The organism is Streptomyces sp. NPDC048288, assembly GCF_043201555.1.
In the GTDB taxonomy this organism is placed as follows: Bacteria; Actinomycetota; Actinomycetes; order Streptomycetales; family Streptomycetaceae; genus Streptomyces.
In genome coordinates this window covers 205,011-223,637 of sequence record NZ_JBICZD010000007.1, presented here as the reverse complement: position 1 = coordinate 223,637, position 18,627 = coordinate 205,011, and the positions used below count along the sequence as shown (strand labels likewise).

Genomic DNA, 18,627 nt, shown 5'->3' with positions numbered 1-18,627 from the left:
GGCCCGCGTACGGAAGGCGCGCCGCGTGACGAGCGGAGGCCGGGGACCCCTCGTACAGTCGGAGCATGGATCTGCCGGTGATGCCACCCGTGAAGCCGATGCTCGCCAAGTCGGTGGCGGCGATCCCGCCGGACATGCAGTACGAGGCGAAGTGGGACGGCTTCCGGGCGATCGTGTTCCGTGACGGCGCCGAGGTGGAGCTGGGCAGCCGCACCGGGAAGCCGTTGACCAGGTACTTTCCCGAGCTGGTGGCGGCGCTGAAGGAGCGGGTGCCGGAGCGGTGCGTGCTGGACGGGGAGATCGTGATCGCGCGGGAGGGCCGGCTGGACTTCGACGCCCTGACCGAGCGGATCCATCCGGCGGACTCCCGGGTCCGCACGCTCGCGGAGCGCACGCCCGCCTCCTTCGTCGCCTTCGACCTGCTGGCGCTGCACGACGAGTCCCTCCTCGACGTCCCGCTGACCGACCGCCGCGCGCTGCTCGCCCGGGCGCTGGCCGACGCGACCCCACCGGTGCATCTGGCGCCCGCGACGACCGATGTGAAGGTGGCCCGGCAGTGGTTCGAGCAGTACGAGGGGGCCGGCCTCGACGGGGTCATCGCCAAGCCCCTCACGCTGCGCTACCTCCCCGACGAGCGGGCCATGTTCAAGGTCAAGCACGAGCGGACGGCCGATGTCGTGGTGGCGGGCTACCGCCTGCACAAGAGCGGCCCGGTGGTGGGCTCGCTGCTCCTGGGCCTGTACGACGACCGGGGCGCCCTGCAGCATGTAGGGGTCTCCGCCGCCTTCCCCATGAAGCGGCGCGCCGAGCTGATCGAGGAGCTGGAGCCGCTGCGCATGGCGGACGTCTCCGGGCACCCGTGGGCGGCCTGGACGGAGGAGGCCGCCCACGAGTCGGCCCGGCTGCCCGGCGCGCCGAGCCGCTGGTCGGGCAAGAAGGACCTGTCCTGGGTGCCGCTGCGGCCGGAGCGGGTGGCCGAGGTGGCGTACGACCACATGGAGAACGGCGCCCGCTTCCGGCACACGGCCCGCTTCCGCCGCTGGCGCCCGGACCGCACACCGGAGAGCTGCACCTACGCCCAGCTGGAGGAGCCGGTGCGCTACGACCTCGGGGAGATCCTGGGGTCCTGACCGTCCCCGAACCGTCCCCGATCCGTCCCCGATCCGGTTCGACCGGGTATGGCCCCCGATGACTTGTTGAGCACACAATCAAGCAAGAGCGTGAACGGGGCGGGGCGACCGGGGGGCCGCGATGGACATACGACACGAGGCGCCGACACGCCGCACCGTACTGGCGGCAGCGCTGGCGGCGGCAGCGACGACGGCTTCCCTCACGGCGGGCTGCACCCGGCACGGCACGGCGGACGACGGCCGCGCACCACGGGCCTCCCCGACGCCGAGTGCGGGCACCCCGGCACCGAGCGCGCCGCGGACCACCGGATCCGTCCTGGCCGTGAAGATCGACAACGTGGCCGCGGCCCGCCCCCAGACCGGACTGGACTCGGCGGACGTGGTGTACGCGGAGCAGGTGGAGGGCGGCCTCAGCCGACTGATGGCGGTGTACGCCACCAAGCTGCCCAAGGTCATCGGCCCGGTGCGCAGCGCCCGCGAGTCCGACCTGGAGCTGCTGCGCCAGTTCGACCACCCGACCCTCGCCTTCTCCGGCGCCCAGCGCAGACTGCTGCCCCTGATCGACAAGGCTCCCCTGCTCCCCGAGACACCCGGCGGGAAGTCCGCCGCCTTCTACCGCGGCACGGACCACCCCGCGCCGCACAACCTCTACCTCCGGCCTGCCGAGCTGCTGCCCGAGCCCCCCGGCAATGCGGCCCTCACCACCGGCTTCCGCTACGGCCCCGCCCCGGCCGGCGGCACGGTCACGGCCGCGCGCACGGTGCGCTACCCGGCGGCCCGCTTCACCTTCACCTGGTCCGCCGACCGGCACCGCTGGCTGGTGTCGATGGACGGCACCCCGGCCCGGACCACGGCCGGAACGCGGCTGGCCGCCGCCACGGTCGTGGTGCAGTACGTGCGGGTGACCAAGTCCACGTATCACGACGTGCTCGGCAACTACACGCCGTACACCGAGACCGTGGGGACGGGGAAGGCCGAAGTGCTGCGGGACGGGCGGTCGTTCGAGTGCAGGTGGTCACGGCCGGCCGCCACGGACGGTACGACGTTCACCGGCGCGGACGGCGGTCCGGTGGACTTCGCCGACGGCCAGGTGTGGGTGGTGTTCGCGAAGGCCTAGGGCTCGTCCGGCGGATCACGGCCCGTGCCCTAATCCTGTTGACCGCCCGCTGCAGGCGGTGCTGGAGTCGGCGCGTGGACAGCATCCCCGCCAACCGGCGGCTCTGGAACCGGATCAGCAGCGCCTACCAGCACGAGCACGACCCGCGGATCGGCGCCGCACCCCGGCTGTGGGGCATGTACTCCATCCCGGACGCGCACCTGAACGCCCTGGGCGAGGTCACCGGCAAGCGCGTCCTCGAACTCGGCTGCGGCGCCGGCCAGTGGTCCAGGGCGCTCGCCGCCGAGGGCGCCACCGTGGTCGGGCTCGACCTGTCCGAAGCCCAACTCGCCGCAGCGGCCCACGCGATGGGAGCGGCCCGCTACCCGCTGGTGCAGGGCGCCGCCGAACGGCTCCCCTTCGCCGCCGACAGCTTCGACCTGGTCTTCTGCGACTTCGGCGGGCTCAGCTGGGCGCCCCCGCACCTGGCCGTCCCGCAGGCCGCACGCGTCCTGCGCCCAGGCGGGCGCCTGGTGTTCAACGTCGCCAGCCCCTGGTTCGAAGCCTGCTACGACGAAGCCGCCGGCCGCGTGACCACGACGCTGCGGCAGGACTACTTCGGGCTGGACACCATCGCCGAAGTCGACGGCGCGACCAGCTATCAGCTCACCTACGGCGGCTGGGTCAAGGTGCTGCGCGGCGCGGGTCTCGTCATCGACGACCTCATCGAGCCGCGGCCCGAACCCGGAACACCCAACGGCTACAACGAGACCGACCCACCGGACTGGGCACACCGCTGGCCGGCGGAACTGCTCTGGGTCACCCGGAAACCGTGAGTTCCGCCGGATTGCGCAGTCCCTCCGCCGCGTCCGCGACGCGGCGGATCAGGTCGAAGAACTGACTCTGCTCGTCGGCCGAGAGCGGGGCCAGGAAGACCTGGTTCATCCGGGCGGTGCGCACGGTGAGCTTGCGATGGGTGCGCAGCCCGTCGTCGGTGAGACGCAGCAGCGAACGGCGGCCGTCCTGCGGGTCGCGCACCTTGTCGACCAGTCCGCGCCGGCCGAGCCGGCTGATGACCTCCGCGATGGTCGACCGGTCCAGGCCCACCCGCTCCCCCACGGTGCGCTGGTCCAGCCCCGGCTCGGCGACGAGCGCGTTCAGGACGGCGAACTGCGGCGAGGTGATCTCCTCCGAGACCATCGTGTTCCACAGCAGGTAGTGGGCCTGCTGCAGCCGCCGGGCCAGGTGCCCGGGGTGGGTGGTGAGGTCCACCGCCGCCATATGCCCTCCCATGGTCCGAATTCGTTGGTGCACTGAACGATACCCGCAGCCGTCCATCCTGTCTGTACACCCGTCTGCCATCATCCGAGGTCTTGACGGGTGGCGACACCAGTGGCAGCGTGGCAGACATCTCGCTGAAATACTCAGTGCCCTGATTAATTCGCTGAGAGATGAGGCTGCACGGATGGACAAGGTGGTCGCCACGGCCGCGGAAGCGGTGGCCGATGTGCCGGAGGGCGCGTCGCTGGCGGTGGGCGGGTTCGGGCTGAGCGGTGTCCCGGGCGTGTTGATCGAGGCGTTGTACCAGCGGGGGGTGGGGGGCCTGGCGGTGGTCTCGAACAACTGCGGGGCGATGGACACGGGTCTTGCCGTGCTGCTCGCCGCCGGACGGATCACCCGGGTGACGGGGTCGTACATCGGGGGGAACAAGGAGTTCGCGCGGCAGTATCTGGCGGGTGAGCTGGAGCTGGAGCTGATCCCGCAGGGGACGCTGGCGGAGCGGCTGCGGGCCGGCGGTGCGGGGATCCCGGCCTTCTACACGCCCGCGGGGGTCGGGACGCAGGTCGCGGACGGCGGGCTGCCGTGGCGTTACGACGGCTCCGGCGGGGTGGCCCTGGCGTCGCCCGCGAAGGAGGTGCGGGACTTCGACGGCACCGAGTACGTCCTGGAGCGCGGGATCCGCACCGATTTCGCGCTGGTGCGGGCGGCGAAGGGCGACCGGCACGGGAACCTGGTCTTCAACAAGTCCACCCGCAACTTCAACCCGCTCGCGGCGATGGCCGGCAAGGTCACCATCGCGGAGGTGGAGGAACTCGTGGAGCCCGGGGAGATCGATCCGGACGCGGTGCACCTGCCGGGGATCTTCGTGCAGCGGGTGGTGGCCCTCACTCCCGAGCAGGCGGCGGACAAGAAGATCGAGCAGCGGACGGTGAGCAGCTGATGGCCTGGACGCGTCAGGAGATGGCCGCACGGGCGGCCCGTGAACTGCGGGACGGGCAGTACGTCAACCTCGGGATCGGGCTGCCGACGCTGATCCCGAACTATCTGCCGTCCGGTGTCGAGGTGATCCTCGAATCCGAGAACGGGATCCTGGGCACCGGCCCCTACCCCACCGAGGACGCGGTCGACCCGGACCTGATCAACGCCGGGAAGGAGACCGTCACGGTCCTTCCCGGGGCCTCCTTCTTCGACTCGGCGCTCTCGTTCTCCATGATCCGCGGCGGGCACATCGACGTCGCCGTGCTGGGGGCCATGCAGGTCTCCGCCAACGGGGACCTGGCCAACTGGGCGGTTCCCGGGAAGCTGGTCACCGGGATCGGCGGGGCGATGGACCTGGTCCACGGCGCCCGCACGGTGATCGTGGTCATGACGCACACGGCGAAGGACGGCTCGCCGAAGATCCTCACCGAGTGCGCGCTGCCCCTGACCGGGAAAGCATGCGTGAACCGGATCATCACGGATCTCGGCGTGATCGACGTGACCGACGCGGGACTGGTCCTCGTCGAGACCGCGCCCGGCGTGGGTGTCGAGGAGATCGTGGCCCGGACCGACGCGAAGCTGACTGTCCCGGAGGGTCTGCTGTGAACACGGTGTACATCGTCGACGCGGTCCGCACGCCGATCGGCCGCTACAACGGCGCTCTGGCGGGCGTGCGCCCGGACGACCTGGCCGCGCACGCCGTCCGGGAACTCCTGGCCCGCACCCCGGCCCTGGACCCGGCCCGGATCGAGGACGTCTACTTCGGCAACGCCAATGGCGCCGGCGAGGAGAACCGCAACGTCGGCCGCATGGCCGCCCTGCTCGCGGGTCTGCCCACCAGCGTGCCGGGCGTCACCGTCAACCGGCTGTGCGCCTCCGGGCTGGAAGCCGTCATCCAGGCCGCCCGCGCGATCGCCGCCGGGGACGCCTCCATCGCCGTCGCCGGCGGTGTCGAGTCCATGACCCGGGCGCCGTACGTACTGCCGAAGAACGACCGGCCCTTCCCCGCCGGGCACGCGGAGCTGTACTCGACCACGCTGGGCTGGCGGATGGTCAACCCGAAGATGGACCCGCAGTGGACCATCCCCCTCGGGGAGTCGGCGGAACGCATCGCGGACAAGCACAAGATCAGCCGGGAGCAGCAGGACGAGTTCGCCCTCGCCTCCCACCAGAAGGCAGCTGCCGCGCAGGAGCAGGGCCTGTTCGACGCCGAACTGGCACCGGTCGCCGTGCCCCGGCGCAAGGGCGACCCGGTCGCCTTCGCCGCCGACGAATGCGTACGGCCGGACGCCTCCCTCGCTGCCATGGCCAAGCTCAAGCCGTCCTTCCGTACGGAAGGCGGCACGGTGACCGCGGGCAACGCGTCCCCGCTCAACGACGGCGCGGCGGCCCTGCTGCTGACCGACGAGGAGGGGCTCAAGGCGATCGGGCGGGAGCCGCTGGCCCGGGTGTCCGCGACCGGTGTGCACGCGCTGGACCCCGACTACTTCGGGCTCGCGCCGGTCGAGGCGGTGCAGCGTGCGCTGGGCAAGGCGGGCAAGACCTTCGCCGACCTCGATGTGCTGGAACTCAACGAGGCGTTCGCGGCGCAGGTACTGGGGTGTGTCGCCGAATGGCCCGAGTTCGATCCGGCGATTCTCAATCCGCAGGGTGGGGCGATCGCGTTGGGGCATCCGCTGGGTGCGTCGGGGGCGCGGCTGGCGGGGACGGTGGCGCATCAGCTGGCTCGGCGTGGAAGCGGTACCGGTGTTGCCAGCCTTTGCATCGGCGTCGGGCAAGGGCTCGCGCTTGTTCTTGAACGGTAGACGGGCCGTGCGCACCTGCGGGTTGCGTCGTGGCTGGTCGCGCAGTTCCCCGCGCCCCTGAAGGGGCGCTCACACCTAGGACTTTCTATGACACTCACCCAGGCCGACATCGACCTCGAAATCGCCGCCGAGCACGCCGCCTACGAGAAGGGCGTCGCCGAGGGTGCCCCCGTCGAGCACCACCCCCGGCGGGACTACGCCCCCTACCGGTCCTCCGTTCTCCGGCATCCGAAGCAACCCCTGGTCGCCATCGACACGGCCAAGGACCCGGAGCTGGTGGAGCTGCACTCGCCCGCCTTCGGGGAGCGGGACATCACGGGGATAGACAATGACCTGACCGTGCAGCACAGCGGTGAGCCCGTGGGTGAGCGGATCACCGTCTCCGGGCGGCTGCTGGACCGGGACGGGCGGCCGGTCCGGGGGCAGCTGGTCGAGATCTGGCAGGCCAACTCGGCGGGCCGCTACGCCCACCAGCGCGAGCAGCACGACGCCCCGCTGGACCCGAACTTCACGGGTGTCGGCCGGACGATCACCGACGCCGACGGCGGCTACCGCTTCACCACCATCCAGCCGGGCCCCTACCCGTGGCGCAACCACGTCAACGCCTGGCGCCCGGCCCACATCCACTTCTCGATGTTCGGTACGGCGTTCACGCAGCGGCTGGTGACGCAGATGTACTTCCCGAGCGACCCGCTGTTCCCGTACGACCCGATCATCCAGTCGGTGACGGACGACGCGGCCCGGCAGCGGCTGGTCGCGACGTACGACCACAGCCTGTCCGTGCCCGAGTTCTCCATGGGCTACCACTGGGACATCGTGCTGGACGGCCCGAACGCCACCTGGATCGAAGAAGGACGCTGACCTGCCATGACGAAGATCGACACGAGCAGCCCGGAGAGCGTGCTGCCCACCCCGTCGCACACGGTCGGCCCGTTCTACGGCTACGCGCTGCCGTTCCGCGGCGGCGAGGAGATCGCGCCCCTCGGGCATCCGGACACGGTCACGGTCCACGGGTACGTCCTGGACGGCGAGGGCAACCCGCTGCCGGACGCGCTCGTGGAGCTGTGGGGCGCCGACCCCGACGGGAACCTGTCCACCACCGACGGTTCGATCCGCCGCGATCCGGCGACCGGTGACTACCTCGGCCGCAACGGTGTGGAGTTCACCGGCTGGGGCCGGATCCAGACGGACACCAACGGGCACTGGTACGCGCGGACGCTGCGGCCCGGCGCCCGGGGCGGCGGGGCGCCGTACATCAGCGTGTGCGTGTTCGCGCGCGGGCTGCTGGTGCACCTGTTCACGCGGATCTACCTGCCGGGCGACGACGCGGCGCTCGCCGCCGACCCGCTGCTCACCCGGGTGGGCGAGCGGCGCGACACGCTGATCGCCGCCGACGAGGGCCGGGGGACCTACCGTTTCGACATCCGCCTTCAGGGCGAGGGCGAGACGGTCTTCCTGGAGTTCCAGTGACACCAGCTACGTACGGCGGCGGTGACGCCGGGCTGCTCGGTCCCGGGTGGTCCGGTTCCCCCGCCGCGACCGCGACGAGCGACGGCGCCTATCTGGGTGCACTGCTGGACGCGGAGGCGGCTCTCACCCGTGCCCAGGCGGCTCTGGGGCTGGCCCCGGACGCGGCCGCCACGGCCGTGGGCGAGGCCGCCGACCCCGGCCGCTTCGACGTCGGGGCCCTCGCCGAGCGCGCCCGCGCGGGCGGCAACCCGGTCATTCCGCTGGTCGCCGATCTGACGAAGGCGGTCGGCGCGGAGTACGGGCCGTACGTCCATCGGGGTGCGACCAGCCAGGACATCATGGACACGGCGACGATGCTGGTCGCCGCCCGCACCCTGGACCTGGTGCTCGCGGACCTCGATCGCACCGCACGAGGGCTGGCCCGGCTGGCCGCCGAGCATCGCGACTCGCCGATGCCGGGACGCACGCTCACCCAGCACGCCGTACCGACGACGTTCGGGCTGAAGGCGGCCGGCTGGCGTTCGCTGGTCCTGGACGCCCGGGACCGGACGGCCCGGGTGCGTGCGTCGCTGCCCGTGCAACTCGCGGGCGCGGCGGGCACGTTGGCCGCCTTCGGGGCGTACGGCGCCACGGACCCCACGGCGCTGCCCGAGGCCTACGCCCGTGAACTCGGCCTGGCCGCCCCGCTGCTGCCCTGGCACACCCTGCGCACACCGGTCGCCGATCTCTCCGGGTGCCTCGCCTTCACGGCCGGGGCCCTCGGCAAGGTCGCGGTGGACGTGCTGACCCTGTCCCGTACCGAGATCGGCGAGGTCGCCGAGGGCAGCGGGGGCGGTTCGTCGGCGATGCCGCACAAGGCGAACCCGGTGCGGTCCACGCTGGTCGCGGCGGCGGCCCGGCGGGCTCCGCAGCTCGCGGCCGTCCTGTACGGGTCGCTGGTCGCGGAGGACGAGCGGCCGGCCGGTGCCTGGCACGCCGAGTGGGAGCCGTTGCGGGACCTGCTGCGGACGGTCGGGGGCGCGGCCCGGGACGCGGCGGAACTGGCGGAGGGGCTGCGGGTGCACCCGGAGGCGATGCGCCGGCACCTCGGTCTCACCGGTGGGCTGATCGTCTCGGAGCGGCTCTCCGCCGAACTGGCCCCCGTGCTCGGCCGGGCCCGGGCGAAGGAACTGCTCACCGAACTCGCCCGCCGCACCCACAGCGAGCACCGCACACTCCGTGAACTCCTCGCCGAGGAACCCGGGTTGAAGGATGTCGACCTCGACGGCCTGACCGACCCCGCCCGCTACACCGGCTCCGCCGGTGCCCTCACCGACCGTGCACTGGAGCGACGTTGACAAGTGAACTGCTCGATCACCGTGCCGAGGGGCCGACTTCCGCCTCCCCGCTTCTCCTCGGGCCGTCGCTCGGCACCTCGTACGCCCTGTGGGACGCGGTGGCGCCCGAGTTGTCGATCGGCCACCGGGTGGTGCGCTGGAACCTGCCGGGGCACGGCGGTTCGGCGCCCGGTCCGATCAAGGCGGGTGCGACCGTCGGTGACCTCGCCGACCTGGTGCTCGCGCTGGCCGACTCGCTCGGGATCGACCGGTTCGCCTATGCGGGTGTCTCGCTGGGCGGGGCCGTGGGGCTGCACCTGGCCGTCCACCACCCGGACCGTCTCGACAGCCTGGCCGTGATCTGCTCCTCGGCCCACTTCAACGGGTCAAGGCCCTGGGAGGAGCGGGCCGAGCGGGTGCGCCGGGAAGGTGTGGAGTGGCTGGCGGAGAACGCGGGCACCCGCTGGTTCACGCCCGGTTTCAGCGTGCCGCGGCTGGTCGAGGACCAGCGGACGGTGGATCCGGCGGCGTACGCCGCCTGCTGCGACGCGCTGGCCGCCTTCGACCTGCGCGACCGGCTCGGCGAGATCGCCGTACGCACCCTGCTGATCGCGGGCCGGCAGGACCCCGCGACCCCGCCGCCGCATCTGCGGGAGATCGCGGACGCGGTGCCCGCGTCCACGCTGGTGGAGCTGCCGAACGCCTCCCACCTGGCGCCCGCGCAGTGCCCCGAGGCCGTTCTCACCGCGCTCCGCTCCCACCTGGACGGGGGCGCCAGGCGAGGCATGGCGGTCCGCCGCGAAGTGCTGGGCGACGCCCACGTCGACCGGGCGCAGGCCCGCCAGACGCCTTTCACGGCCCGCTTCCAGGACTTCATCTCGCGCTACGCCTGGGGCGAGATCTGGACCGACCCCACGCTCTCCCGCCGCGAGCGCAGCATGATCACCCTGACCGCGCTGGTCGCCCACGGCCACTACGACGAGCTGGCCATGCATGTGCGGGCGGCCCGGCGCAACGGCCTCACGCCGGAGGAGATCGGCGCGGTGCTGCTGCAGACGGCCGTGTACTGCGGGGTGCCCGCCGCCAACTCGGCGTTCGCCACGGCGCAGCGGGTGCTGGCGGAGGAGGAAGGGTGACACTGGCGGGGACAGGCACAGGAGGGCGCGCTGTGCCTACGGTGGGGGCATGTCGACCATCCTGATCACGGGTGCCACCTCCGGGCTCGGCCGGTTCGTCGCCTTCGAACTGGTCCGCTCGGGCCATGTCGTCCTCGCGCACGGCCGCGACCCCGGCCGTACCGAGCGGCTGGTGGAGGAGCTGCGCATCGAGGGCGACGCCGAGGCGTTCGTCGCGGACCTGGCCTCGCTGGCGCGGGTCCGCGAGCTGGCCGCGCATGTCGCCGACGCGCATCCCGACCTGGACGTGCTGATCAACAACGCGGGCGTGGGCGCCGGTACGCCCGGCTCGGGCCGCGAGCTGAGCGCCGACGGCCACGAACTCCGGCTCGCCGTCAACTACTTGGCCCCGGTCGCCCTGACCCGCGCCCTCCTCCCGGTCCTGCGCGCCGACGCCCCCGCCCGCATCGTCAACGTCGGCTCGGCCGGCCAGGAGCCCCTCGACTTCGACGACCCCGAGTTCACCCGCGGCTACCAGGGGTTCGCGGCGTACTGCAGGGCCAAGTTCGCCCTCGCGGCCCATACGTTCACCCTGGCGGAGGAACTGGCGGGCACGGGCGTGTCCGTGAACGTCCTGCATCCCGCCACTTTCATGGACACGGCCATGGTGCGCGAGGGCGGCGTAGCCCCCTGGAGCACGGTGGCCGACGGCGCCCCTGCCGTACTGGCCCTGGCCACCCAGGACTTGGGCACGGGCGGCTATTTCGACGGTACGAGCAAGGCGCGAGCGCACGAGGCGACGTACGACCGAGAGGTACGGAAACGCCTCTCAGCGGTAACCGATCAACTCCTCGCGCTGTAGCGCCCCTTCTTTTTCTTTTAGGGGCGCGGGGAACTGCGCGATCAACCCCCACGCACCCGCACCCCGCAACGCACCCGTCAACGCAACCCCCGCCCGGTATCCAGCACTTCCCGAGCCTGAGCGACCAACCCGTCCGCCCCACACGACCGAGCCAACGCGAGCCCCCTGTTCAGCTCGGCCACCGACCGCGCGGCGATCCCGTACTCCACCCGAGCCGCCGCATGTTCGTACTGGCACGGCGAGGCCTCCAGATACGCCACCGCCTGCGAAGCCAGCCGCACCTGCCGTTGCCCGGTCTCCAGCGCGGCAGCGCACCGCAGCGCCTCCCCGATGGCGGTGTCCGTGCCGAACCGCTCCGCCTGCCGCCGGGCGTCCGCCGCCAGCCGGGCCGCCCGGACCGGGTCCTCGCCCGCGAGGGCCCGGGCGAGGTCGAGGGCCCAGGGCACGACCACCGGGTTGAAGTGGCCGCGCGCGGCGGCCGCCTTCTCCGCCGCCTCCAGTTCGTTGACGGCCTCGTCCGTGCGGCCGACGGCGAGCAGCAGCCGGCCGCGTACGGACCGCGGGTCCGGCATCACGATGGTGGAGGGGTACGGCGGTGCGAAGCCGTACTGCTCGGCGGTCTCCCAGGCCTGCGCGACATGGCCGCGGGCGAGCAGCGTGTCGACGAGGTTGCAGGTGGCGGTCCAGTACAGGGGCAGCCGCCGGCCGACCCGCTCGGCGATCCGCAGGGACTCCCGCAGGGAGGTCTCCGCGTCCCGCAGCCGGCCGCGCCTGCGGTGCCCGAGGCCGACGTAGGCATGGGCGAGGGCCAGGTGGCCGCCGCTCCAGCCGGCGGACTCGTAGGCGCGCAGGCCCTCGTTGTACAGGCTCTCCGCACGGTCGAGGCGGTCGGTGTAGACGTAGGAGTTGGCGAGCATCAGCAGCAGCTCGATGCCCCACTCGGTGTCGGTCCAGCCGAGTCCGGGGGCGAGTCGGCCGTTGACCAGGGCGCGGTCGCAGAGTTCGACGACCTCTTCGGCGCTCTCGCCCTGGATGAGCAGGTCGAAGCCGCGCAGCATCAGCAGGGCGCGCTCGGAGTTGTCCCGGCCGGTGCAGGTGGCGGCGAGGGTGGCGAGGCGTTCGGAGCGGCGGGCGGAGACGGCCTCGCCGGCGATGCCCTCCCACATGAACTGGACGGCCTGGAGCCGGAGTTTCGGGGGTCCGTCCTCGTGCCGGGCGGCCTCCGCCTCGACCGTGCGGACGGCCTCCTCCAGCTGGTCGTTGTGGAGCAGGGCCTGGGAGAGGCGGAAGACGGCGTCGACGCGTTCGGCGCTGTCGAGGCCGGGCATGCCGAGCGCGCTCTGCAGGTGGTCGATGGTGACGGCGGGCTTGGTGAGCAGGGTGGCGCAGCCCAGTTCGTAGAGCACGCGCGCGTGGACCTCGGGTACGGGCGGTTCCAGCAGGGCGCGTTCGAGGCAGCGGCGGGCCGCGTCCGGGGCGCCGACGGCGAGGTGTTCCTTGGCCGCGTCGCGCAGCTGCTGGACGAGTTCCTCGTCGTCGTCCGGGTGCACCTTCAGCAGGTGGCGGGAGGCCTCGGCGATGCCCCGGCCGTCGTCGATGACGATCTGGGCGGCGATGCCGTGCATGGCGGTGCACATCGCGGGCGGGATGGAGTTGTAGACGGCGGTGGCGATCAGCGGGTGGACAAACTCCAGGTCGCCGGCGTGGGTCCGGGAGCCGGCCGGGTCGGGCGCGGTGAGGATGCGGGCGGCGCAGAGCAGTTCGGCGCAGCGCTCGGCGTCCTCCACGGTCATGGTGGCGAGCTGGGCGACGAGGTCGACGGAGATGCCGGTGCCGAGGATGGCGGCGGCCCAGGCGAACCGGGTGGCGTCGATGCCGAGGCCTTCGAGGCGGGTGACGAGTCCGCCGCCCCGTGCCGACCGGTTCAGGGCGCGCAGTTCGCCGGCCCGGGCCTCGACGGGTTCGACCTCGCTGTCCTGGACCTTGGCGAGGAGTTCGACGGTCTCGTAGGGGTTGCCGCCGGTGACCGCCCAGACCTCGCGGCAGAACGGGGCGTCGGCGTGTGCGCCGAGGGTGGCGCGGGTGAGTCCGGCGGTGGCGTCCGGGGTGAGGGCGCTGAGGGTGTGGGCGGGGTGTCCGGCCGCGGCGGCCACGGCGTCGAGGTAGCGGGCGCTGTCGCCGGTGACCTCGCCGGGGCGGCGGGCGACGAGGACCAGGGCGGGGAGGTCGTCGAGGCGTTCGACGAAGGCGGCGAGCCAGGCGAGGGTCTCCTGGTCGGCCCAGTGCGCGTCGTCGATCAGCAGGACCAGCGGCCACTCGCGTTTGGCGAGCCGACGGACGGCGGCGACGAGGCCGTCGCAGACGCCCTGCGGGTCGGCCCGGCGGTCGCCGGGGTCCGTGATGCCGAGGGCGGGGCCGGCGATCTCGTACCAGTCGCCGAGGTACTCGCGGGCCTCCTCGGGCATCAGGGAGACCAGGGCGGGCTGGAGCAGCTGCCGTACCACGTTGAAGGGGACGCTGCGCAGGGTCTCGCCGCCGCGGGCGGACCAGACGGTGCAGTGACGGCGCTCGGCGATCCGGCGGGTCTCGGCCAGCAGGGCGGTCTTCCCGATCCCGGCCTCGCCGCGCAGGACCAGGAGGTTGCCGGCAGTGGAGCGGTCGGCGCAGAGGCTGTCGAGCGCCTCGGTGATGGCGGCGAGCTCCGAGTCGCGCTCCCAGAGGGGAGCCGCGGCGCCCCCTGGGGGCTGTTCCTCCGTCATCCCGCTGCCTCCCCAAGTCGCCCGAACGACGTACAGACCACGAGCGTAGCCGTCCTGTTGGCTGTCCGGAGGCGGGTCCGGGCAGCTGTTGCCGTGACGGGTGAAAGTGGGTGCGACGGGGCGACGCGGGACGCCCCCGACCTGCCGGTGTGCAGCGGACGGACCGTCAATGGGCAGGAAAATGGACCTGATTTTCGAAGATCGTGCGGCACCGGAGCGGAACCGGTCGCTCCGGGCGCTGGCGGCCGGCTCGGTGGGCAACTTCATCGAGTGGTACGAGTTCGCCGTCTACGGCTATTTCGCGACGGTCGTCGCCGAGCGGTTCTTCACCCCGGCGGGCGGCAGCGCGGCCGAGGGGCTGGTACGGACGTACGCCTCGTTCGCGCTGGCGTTCTTCTTCCGGCCGCTTGGCGCGGCCCTGTTCGGCCAGCTGGCCGACCGGGTCGGGCGGCGGCCGGTGCTGATCCTGGTGGTCGCGCTGATGACGGGCGCGACCACGCTGATCGGCCTGCTGCCGACGTATGCGCAGGCCGGCGCGCTGGCGCCCTGGCTGCTGACGTTCCTGAGGGTGGTTCAGGGGCTCTCGGCGGGCGGGGAGTTCGGCGGTGCGGTGGCGATGCTGACCGAGTTCGCGCCCCCGGGGCGGCGGGGGCTGTACGGGGCGTGGCAGTCGTTCACGGTGGCGCTGGGGCTGCTGGCCGGGGCCGGGCTGGCGGCGGGGCTGGCGACCGCCCTGACGGAGGCCCAACTCGGCTCCTGGGGCTGGCGGTTGCCGTTCCTGCTGGCGCTGCCCCTGGGGCTGCTCGCGCTGTGGCTGCGGGTGGGGCTGGAGGAGACTCCGGAGTTCCGGGAGCCGGCCGCGGCATCCGTGCGGGTGCCGGCCGGGGCGATCGGGCTGGCCGTCGGGCGGGTGATGGGCTGGTCGGCGGCCGGGTACACCTTCCTGGTCGTCCTGCCGTCGTATCTGCAGACCGCGCTGCACACCGGCTTCCGTACGGCGCTGCTCGCGACCGCGGTGGCGAACCTGGGCTTCGCGGCGGCGATCCTCCCGGCGGGGCTGCTCAGCGACCGGGTCGGGCGGCGGCCGGTGATGCTGACGGGCGCCGGCCTGGTGGTCGTGCTGGCCCTGCCGCTGCTCCACCTCCTCCAGGACGCGGGGGTCCCCGCCGGGGTGAAGGGCGCGGCCCTGTGCGGTGCGGGCGCGGTGGTGGGGCTGATGGCGGGGCCGGGGCCCGCGCTGCTGTCCGAGATGTTCCCGGCGCGGGCGCGCTGCACGGGCCTCGGACTCGCCTACGCCTTGTCCAATGCCGTGTTCTCGGGCTGCGCGGGCCTCATCATCACGGAGGCGGTGAAGCGGACCGGGAACCTCGACGTCCCCGGCTACTACGCGGCGGCGACCTGCGCGGTCAGCGTGCCGGCGCTGCTGCGGCCGTGGATGCGGAAGGCGGGTTGACGCGGTGCTGGTGATCGGTCTGATGTCCGGGACGTCCTACGACGCGGTCGACGCGGCGGCGGCCGAGCTGCGGCTGCTGGACGACACGCTGCTGCTGAAGCCGCTGGGCATGGTGAGCACCCCGTACGACGACGAACTGCGCGAGTCGCTCGCGGGAGCGCTGCCCCCGGCGGCCGTACCGCTGGCGCGGGTCTGTCTGCTGGACACCCGGATCGGGCAGGCGTTCGCGACGGCGGCCGCCCGGGCCGACCGTGAACTGTGCGGCGGACGGGCCGAGTTGGTGGCCTCGCACGGGCAGACGGTCTACCACTGGGCGGAGGGCGGCCGGGTGCACGGCACCCTGCAGCTGGGGCAGCCGGCCTGGATCGCGGAGGCGACCGGGCTGCCGGTGGTCGCCGACTTCCGGCCCCGGGACGTGGCCGCCGGGGGGCAGGGCGCTCCCCTGGTGAGCCTGTTCGACCTGCTGTGGCTGGGTGGCCGGCCGGGCACGCCGGTGGCGCTGAACATCGGCGGGATCGCCAACCTCACGGCACCGGACGGCACGGCCTTCGACACCGGTCCCGGGTGCGCGCTGACGGACGCGGCGGCCCGGGGGTTCACGGGCGGGCGGCTGGCGTACGACGCGGACGGGGCGCTGGCGGCGCGCGGCCGGCCGGACGGGCCCCTGCTGGAGCGGCTCCTGGCGGAGCCGTACTACGCGCTGCCCGCGCCGAAGACCACCGGCAAGGAACTGTTCCACGCGGACTACTGGCGGACCGTCGAGGAGCTCTCCGCCGAGGACGCGCTGGCGACCCTCACCCTGCTCACCGCCCGGACGGTGGCGAACGCCGTCCGGGGCCTCGGCGCCACGGAGGTGGTCGCCTCGGGCGGCGGCACCCGCAACCCCACCCTGATGGCCATGCTCCGCGCCGAACTGCCCGGCACCCCGGTCCGCGCCTCCGACGAACTCGGCCTGCCCGCAACGGCCAAGGAGGCCTACGCCTTCGCACTCCTAGGCTTCCTCACCGCCCACGGCCTGCCCGGAACCGCCCCGACCGCCACCGGCGCCCGCCACCCGAGCATCCTCGGCTCCCTGACCCCGGGCCGCGACGCACTGCGCCTGCCACCCCGGGCACCGGCTCCGCCGGTGCGGCTGCGGATCGAGTGAAGCGCCGCACCCACTCAACCTGTGAATTAGCTCAAATTCGTTGTCCCCGTGGCGATTTGTGTGATGCACTTGCGCACCGCGAGCGGCTTTGGCATGCACGATTCAATTGCGGGTTGATCGCCGCTTCGGCCCGCTCACCACGCAACGGGGAACCATAAAATGAACAAGAAGTGGATGAGTGCCGCCCTTTCCGCCGGTGTGATGGCGTCAGCACTTGTCGTCGTACCGGCAACTCAGGCTTCCGCCGTGGTCAATTGCACGGGCAAGCACAAGTTCACCTGGTCGTCGGTGAAGAAGCCCTGGGCGATCACGCACCGGAAGATCATCGAGAACTACACCGGCGGCACCGTGACCAAGACGTACAGCGTCGAGAAGATCCTCGTCATCGGCGCCTCCGTAACGTTCAGCATCGGCGAAAAGGTCAAGGAGGACGCCGTACTCGTGAGCCTCGAGGAGTCCAGCGACTTTCAACTCCAGGCGTCCGGCTCCTATACCAGCAAGCATTCGGAAAGCATCACGTACAAGCTCACCAAGAACGACACCTACGTGCTCTACGCGGGCACGCGGAAGGTGAGCGGCAATTGGACGCGATACGAATGCGAGGGCACACACTGGTTCAAGACCGGCCAGGCCGGAAAGGCCCAGAGCTGGACCAACGAAGTGGAGGGCGGGGTTCGCTGCGGCGCCACCGTCCCCAAGAACAGTCTCGCCGCCGCGGTCAAGAAGAAGTACTGCTGACCGCGTGACGCCGACCGGCCGACACCGACTCCACGGCTGCAGCGCGCAAGGCCCCACGTCGAGGAGGCCCGGGCCGCAGGACGTCCGGACAGGTGATCGGCCGGGCGGCGGCACCGTGTGTCGCGCGCATCCCGGCAGTGCGACTGCGGGGCGAAGCCAACGCTCCGATGCCATCATCCGAAAGTTGCCGGATCCTCTCATCCGACTTTCACCGATGCCTCATACGGTGGGGGGCATGACGCAGGTGACTCCTCCCGGGTGGTACCCCGATCCCGGGCAGACAAGTGACGGTCCGGCCACCGAACGCTGGTGGGACGGCAAGGCGTGGACCGAGCAGACCCGCCCCGCCGGGTCGGGCGCCGACTGGGGTCCCCCGGCGCAGCCGCCTGCCGACGGGATCCACCCGGCCGACGGCACCGAGCCGGTGTACCCGGCCTATCCGGGGTATCCGGCATACCCCGCCGTGCCGCCGACGCCCCAGAAGCGCGGGCTGCGCACCGGCATAGCCGTCGGTGTGGCCGTGGCGGTGCTCGCCGCCATCGGGGTGGGCGCGTGGGCGCTCACCTCCGACGGCAGCGACAGCGGCGGCCAGGCGGCGCAGCAGGGTTCGGGCGGACCGGGCGGTTTCGGCCAGGGCGGTCCCGAGGGCCAGAACGGCGGACAGGGCGACGGGCAGAACGGCGGGCAGGGCCTTCCGTTCGGCGGGTCGGGCGGCAGCTCGGGGTCGGGCGGCACCGACGGCGGCGCGTCGCCGTCGCCGGACCAGTCCGAGGCGCCGAAGATCAAGAGCGGCTCGGTGGCGGACTCGATCTCCGGGATCAGCATTCCGATCCCGGACGACTGGTACGGCCAGCAGACCGAGGTGGGCGCAACGGTCGACTCCGGCAGCACCTACAAGTGCCCGGGCGACACCTCCCAGAGCTGCAGCACCGGTGGCGCCTACTCGGCGCCCGCATTGGTGCTGGGCACGTCGGGCAGCACCGCCGAGGCGGTCGCGAAGGCCGACATCGAGGCGGCCGCCACCCAGCTGTACGGCGGCAAGACCTACGGCTCGATCACCTCGCACGAGGTGCTGGCCTCCAAGGCGGTCACGGTGGCCGGGCAGAAGGGCTACCTGGTCCGCTGGAAGGCCGTGACCAGCAAGGGCGCCGACGGCTATGTCGAGTCGCTGGCCTTCCCGTCGCCCGGGAACACCGCGCAGATCGTGGTGGTCCGGTTCGGTGTCGACGTCGGCCAGAAGCAGTCCGTGATCGACGACATCACCAAGGGCATCAAGGTGTCCTCCGGCAGCGGCAGCGGCCAGACCGTCTGAGAAGCTCCTGACCCCGGAAAGACTGTCGGGCGGGGGGGGGGGGCCCCCCCCCCAAAGGGGCCCCCCCCCCGCCCGGGGGGGGGGGCCCCCCCCCCCCCCACCCGACGGGGCCGCCCGCGCACCGGCACACTCACACCCTGGTGCGGGGCCGGGGTGCCTGGTAGT

General features: G+C 72.6%; 17 protein-coding genes. 15 read left to right on the top strand and 2 right to left on the bottom strand.

The annotated features are described in order from the left end of the window. Positions 1-65: 65 nt before the first annotated feature. The 3 genes from ACGFZS_RS25905 (at position 66) to ACGFZS_RS25895 (ending at position 3,062) form a co-directional block, all read left to right on the top strand. A complete protein-coding gene (locus ACGFZS_RS25905) occupies positions 66-1,130 on the top strand; it encodes an ATP-dependent DNA ligase (RefSeq protein ID WP_393797159.1) in 1,065 nt (354 codons plus the stop codon). Positions 1,131-1,251: 121 nt separating this feature from the next. Next, the gene (locus ACGFZS_RS25900; RefSeq protein WP_393797158.1) at positions 1,252-2,247 is read left to right on the top strand and encodes a DUF3048 domain-containing protein; all 996 of its coding nucleotides are present in this window, start codon (positions 1,252-1,254) and stop codon (positions 2,245-2,247) included. A gap of 74 nt (positions 2,248-2,321) precedes the next feature. After that, complete coding sequence (locus ACGFZS_RS25895) at positions 2,322-3,062, top strand: class I SAM-dependent methyltransferase (protein ID WP_393797157.1); 741 nt, start codon at positions 2,322-2,324, stop codon at positions 3,060-3,062. Here ACGFZS_RS25895 and ACGFZS_RS25890 read toward each other — a convergent pair. Continuing rightward, the gene (locus tag ACGFZS_RS25890; RefSeq protein WP_393659610.1) at positions 3,046-3,507 is read right to left on the bottom strand and encodes a MarR family winged helix-turn-helix transcriptional regulator; all 462 of its coding nucleotides are present in this window, start codon (positions 3,505-3,507) and stop codon (positions 3,046-3,048) included. The genes ACGFZS_RS25895 and ACGFZS_RS25890 overlap by 17 nt on opposite strands. A 184-nt stretch (positions 3,508-3,691) precedes the next feature. On the opposite strand from ACGFZS_RS25890, the gene ACGFZS_RS25885 reads away from it, so the two are divergent. The 8 genes from ACGFZS_RS25885 to ACGFZS_RS25850 all read left to right on the top strand — a co-directional run bounded on the left by ACGFZS_RS25885 (position 3,692) and on the right by ACGFZS_RS25850 (position 11,053). Then, a complete protein-coding gene (locus ACGFZS_RS25885) occupies positions 3,692-4,447 on the top strand; it encodes a CoA transferase subunit A (protein WP_365688092.1) in 756 nt (251 codons plus the stop codon). Next, positions 4,447-5,091, top strand: a complete 645-nt coding sequence (locus ACGFZS_RS25880; RefSeq protein WP_393797156.1) for a CoA transferase subunit B — start codon at positions 4,447-4,449, stop codon at positions 5,089-5,091. Before ACGFZS_RS25885 ends, ACGFZS_RS25880 begins: the two co-directional genes overlap by 1 nt. Continuing rightward, positions 5,088-6,290, top strand: coding sequence for a thiolase family protein (locus ACGFZS_RS25875; protein WP_393797155.1), 1,203 nt, complete (start codon positions 5,088-5,090; stop codon positions 6,288-6,290). The genes ACGFZS_RS25880 and ACGFZS_RS25875 overlap by 4 nt, the downstream gene beginning before the upstream one ends. Before the next feature lie 87 nt (positions 6,291-6,377). Further along, positions 6,378-7,151, top strand: a complete 774-nt coding sequence (gene pcaH, locus ACGFZS_RS25870; protein ID WP_355720577.1) for a protocatechuate 3,4-dioxygenase subunit beta — start codon at positions 6,378-6,380, stop codon at positions 7,149-7,151. A 6-nt stretch (positions 7,152-7,157) separates the two neighbouring features. Next, positions 7,158-7,760 carry a protocatechuate 3,4-dioxygenase subunit alpha gene (gene pcaG / locus ACGFZS_RS25865; RefSeq protein ID WP_393797154.1) on the top strand — a complete coding sequence of 201 codons (603 nt, stop codon included), beginning with the start codon at positions 7,158-7,160 and terminating at the stop codon, positions 7,758-7,760. Beyond that, on the top strand, positions 7,757-9,097 hold the full coding sequence (pcaB, locus tag ACGFZS_RS25860; protein WP_393797153.1) for a 3-carboxy-cis,cis-muconate cycloisomerase: 1,341 nt from the start codon (positions 7,757-7,759) through the stop codon (positions 9,095-9,097). The genes pcaG and pcaB overlap by 4 nt, the downstream gene beginning before the upstream one ends. Further along, a complete protein-coding gene (gene pcaC, locus ACGFZS_RS25855) occupies positions 9,094-10,212 on the top strand; it encodes a 4-carboxymuconolactone decarboxylase (RefSeq protein ID WP_393659597.1) in 1,119 nt (372 codons plus the stop codon). Before pcaB ends, pcaC begins: the two co-directional genes overlap by 4 nt. A 49-nt stretch (positions 10,213-10,261) precedes the next feature. After that, complete coding sequence (locus tag ACGFZS_RS25850; protein WP_393797152.1) at positions 10,262-11,053, top strand: SDR family NAD(P)-dependent oxidoreductase; 792 nt, start codon at positions 10,262-10,264, stop codon at positions 11,051-11,053. Between the two features lie 77 nt (positions 11,054-11,130). On the opposite strand, the gene ACGFZS_RS25845 is transcribed toward ACGFZS_RS25850, so the two are convergent. Beyond that, positions 11,131-13,812, bottom strand: coding sequence for an ATP-binding protein (locus tag ACGFZS_RS25845; protein ID WP_393797151.1), 2,682 nt, complete (start codon positions 13,810-13,812; stop codon positions 11,131-11,133). Between the two features lie 181 nt (positions 13,813-13,993). Here ACGFZS_RS25845 and ACGFZS_RS25840 point away from each other — a divergent pair, with 181 nt between their 5' ends. The 4 genes from ACGFZS_RS25840 to ACGFZS_RS25825 all read left to right on the top strand — a co-directional run bounded on the left by ACGFZS_RS25840 (position 13,994) and on the right by ACGFZS_RS25825 (position 18,462). After that, positions 13,994-15,265: an MFS transporter gene (locus ACGFZS_RS25840; protein ID WP_393797150.1), complete on the top strand. Its 1,272-nt coding sequence runs from the start codon at positions 13,994-13,996 to the stop codon at positions 15,263-15,265. A gap of 4 nt (positions 15,266-15,269) precedes the next feature. Further along, positions 15,270-16,412 carry an anhydro-N-acetylmuramic acid kinase gene (locus ACGFZS_RS25835; protein WP_393797149.1) on the top strand — a complete coding sequence of 381 codons (1,143 nt, stop codon included), beginning with the start codon at positions 15,270-15,272 and terminating at the stop codon, positions 16,410-16,412. A 159-nt stretch (positions 16,413-16,571) separates the two neighbouring features. Continuing rightward, complete coding sequence (locus ACGFZS_RS25830; RefSeq protein WP_393797148.1) at positions 16,572-17,150, top strand: hypothetical protein; 579 nt, start codon at positions 16,572-16,574, stop codon at positions 17,148-17,150. 235 nt (positions 17,151-17,385) lie between these two features. Beyond that, positions 17,386-18,462, top strand: a complete 1,077-nt coding sequence (locus ACGFZS_RS25825; RefSeq protein ID WP_393797147.1) for a DUF2510 domain-containing protein — start codon at positions 17,386-17,388, stop codon at positions 18,460-18,462. The last annotated feature ends 165 nt before the right edge of the window (positions 18,463-18,627 follow it).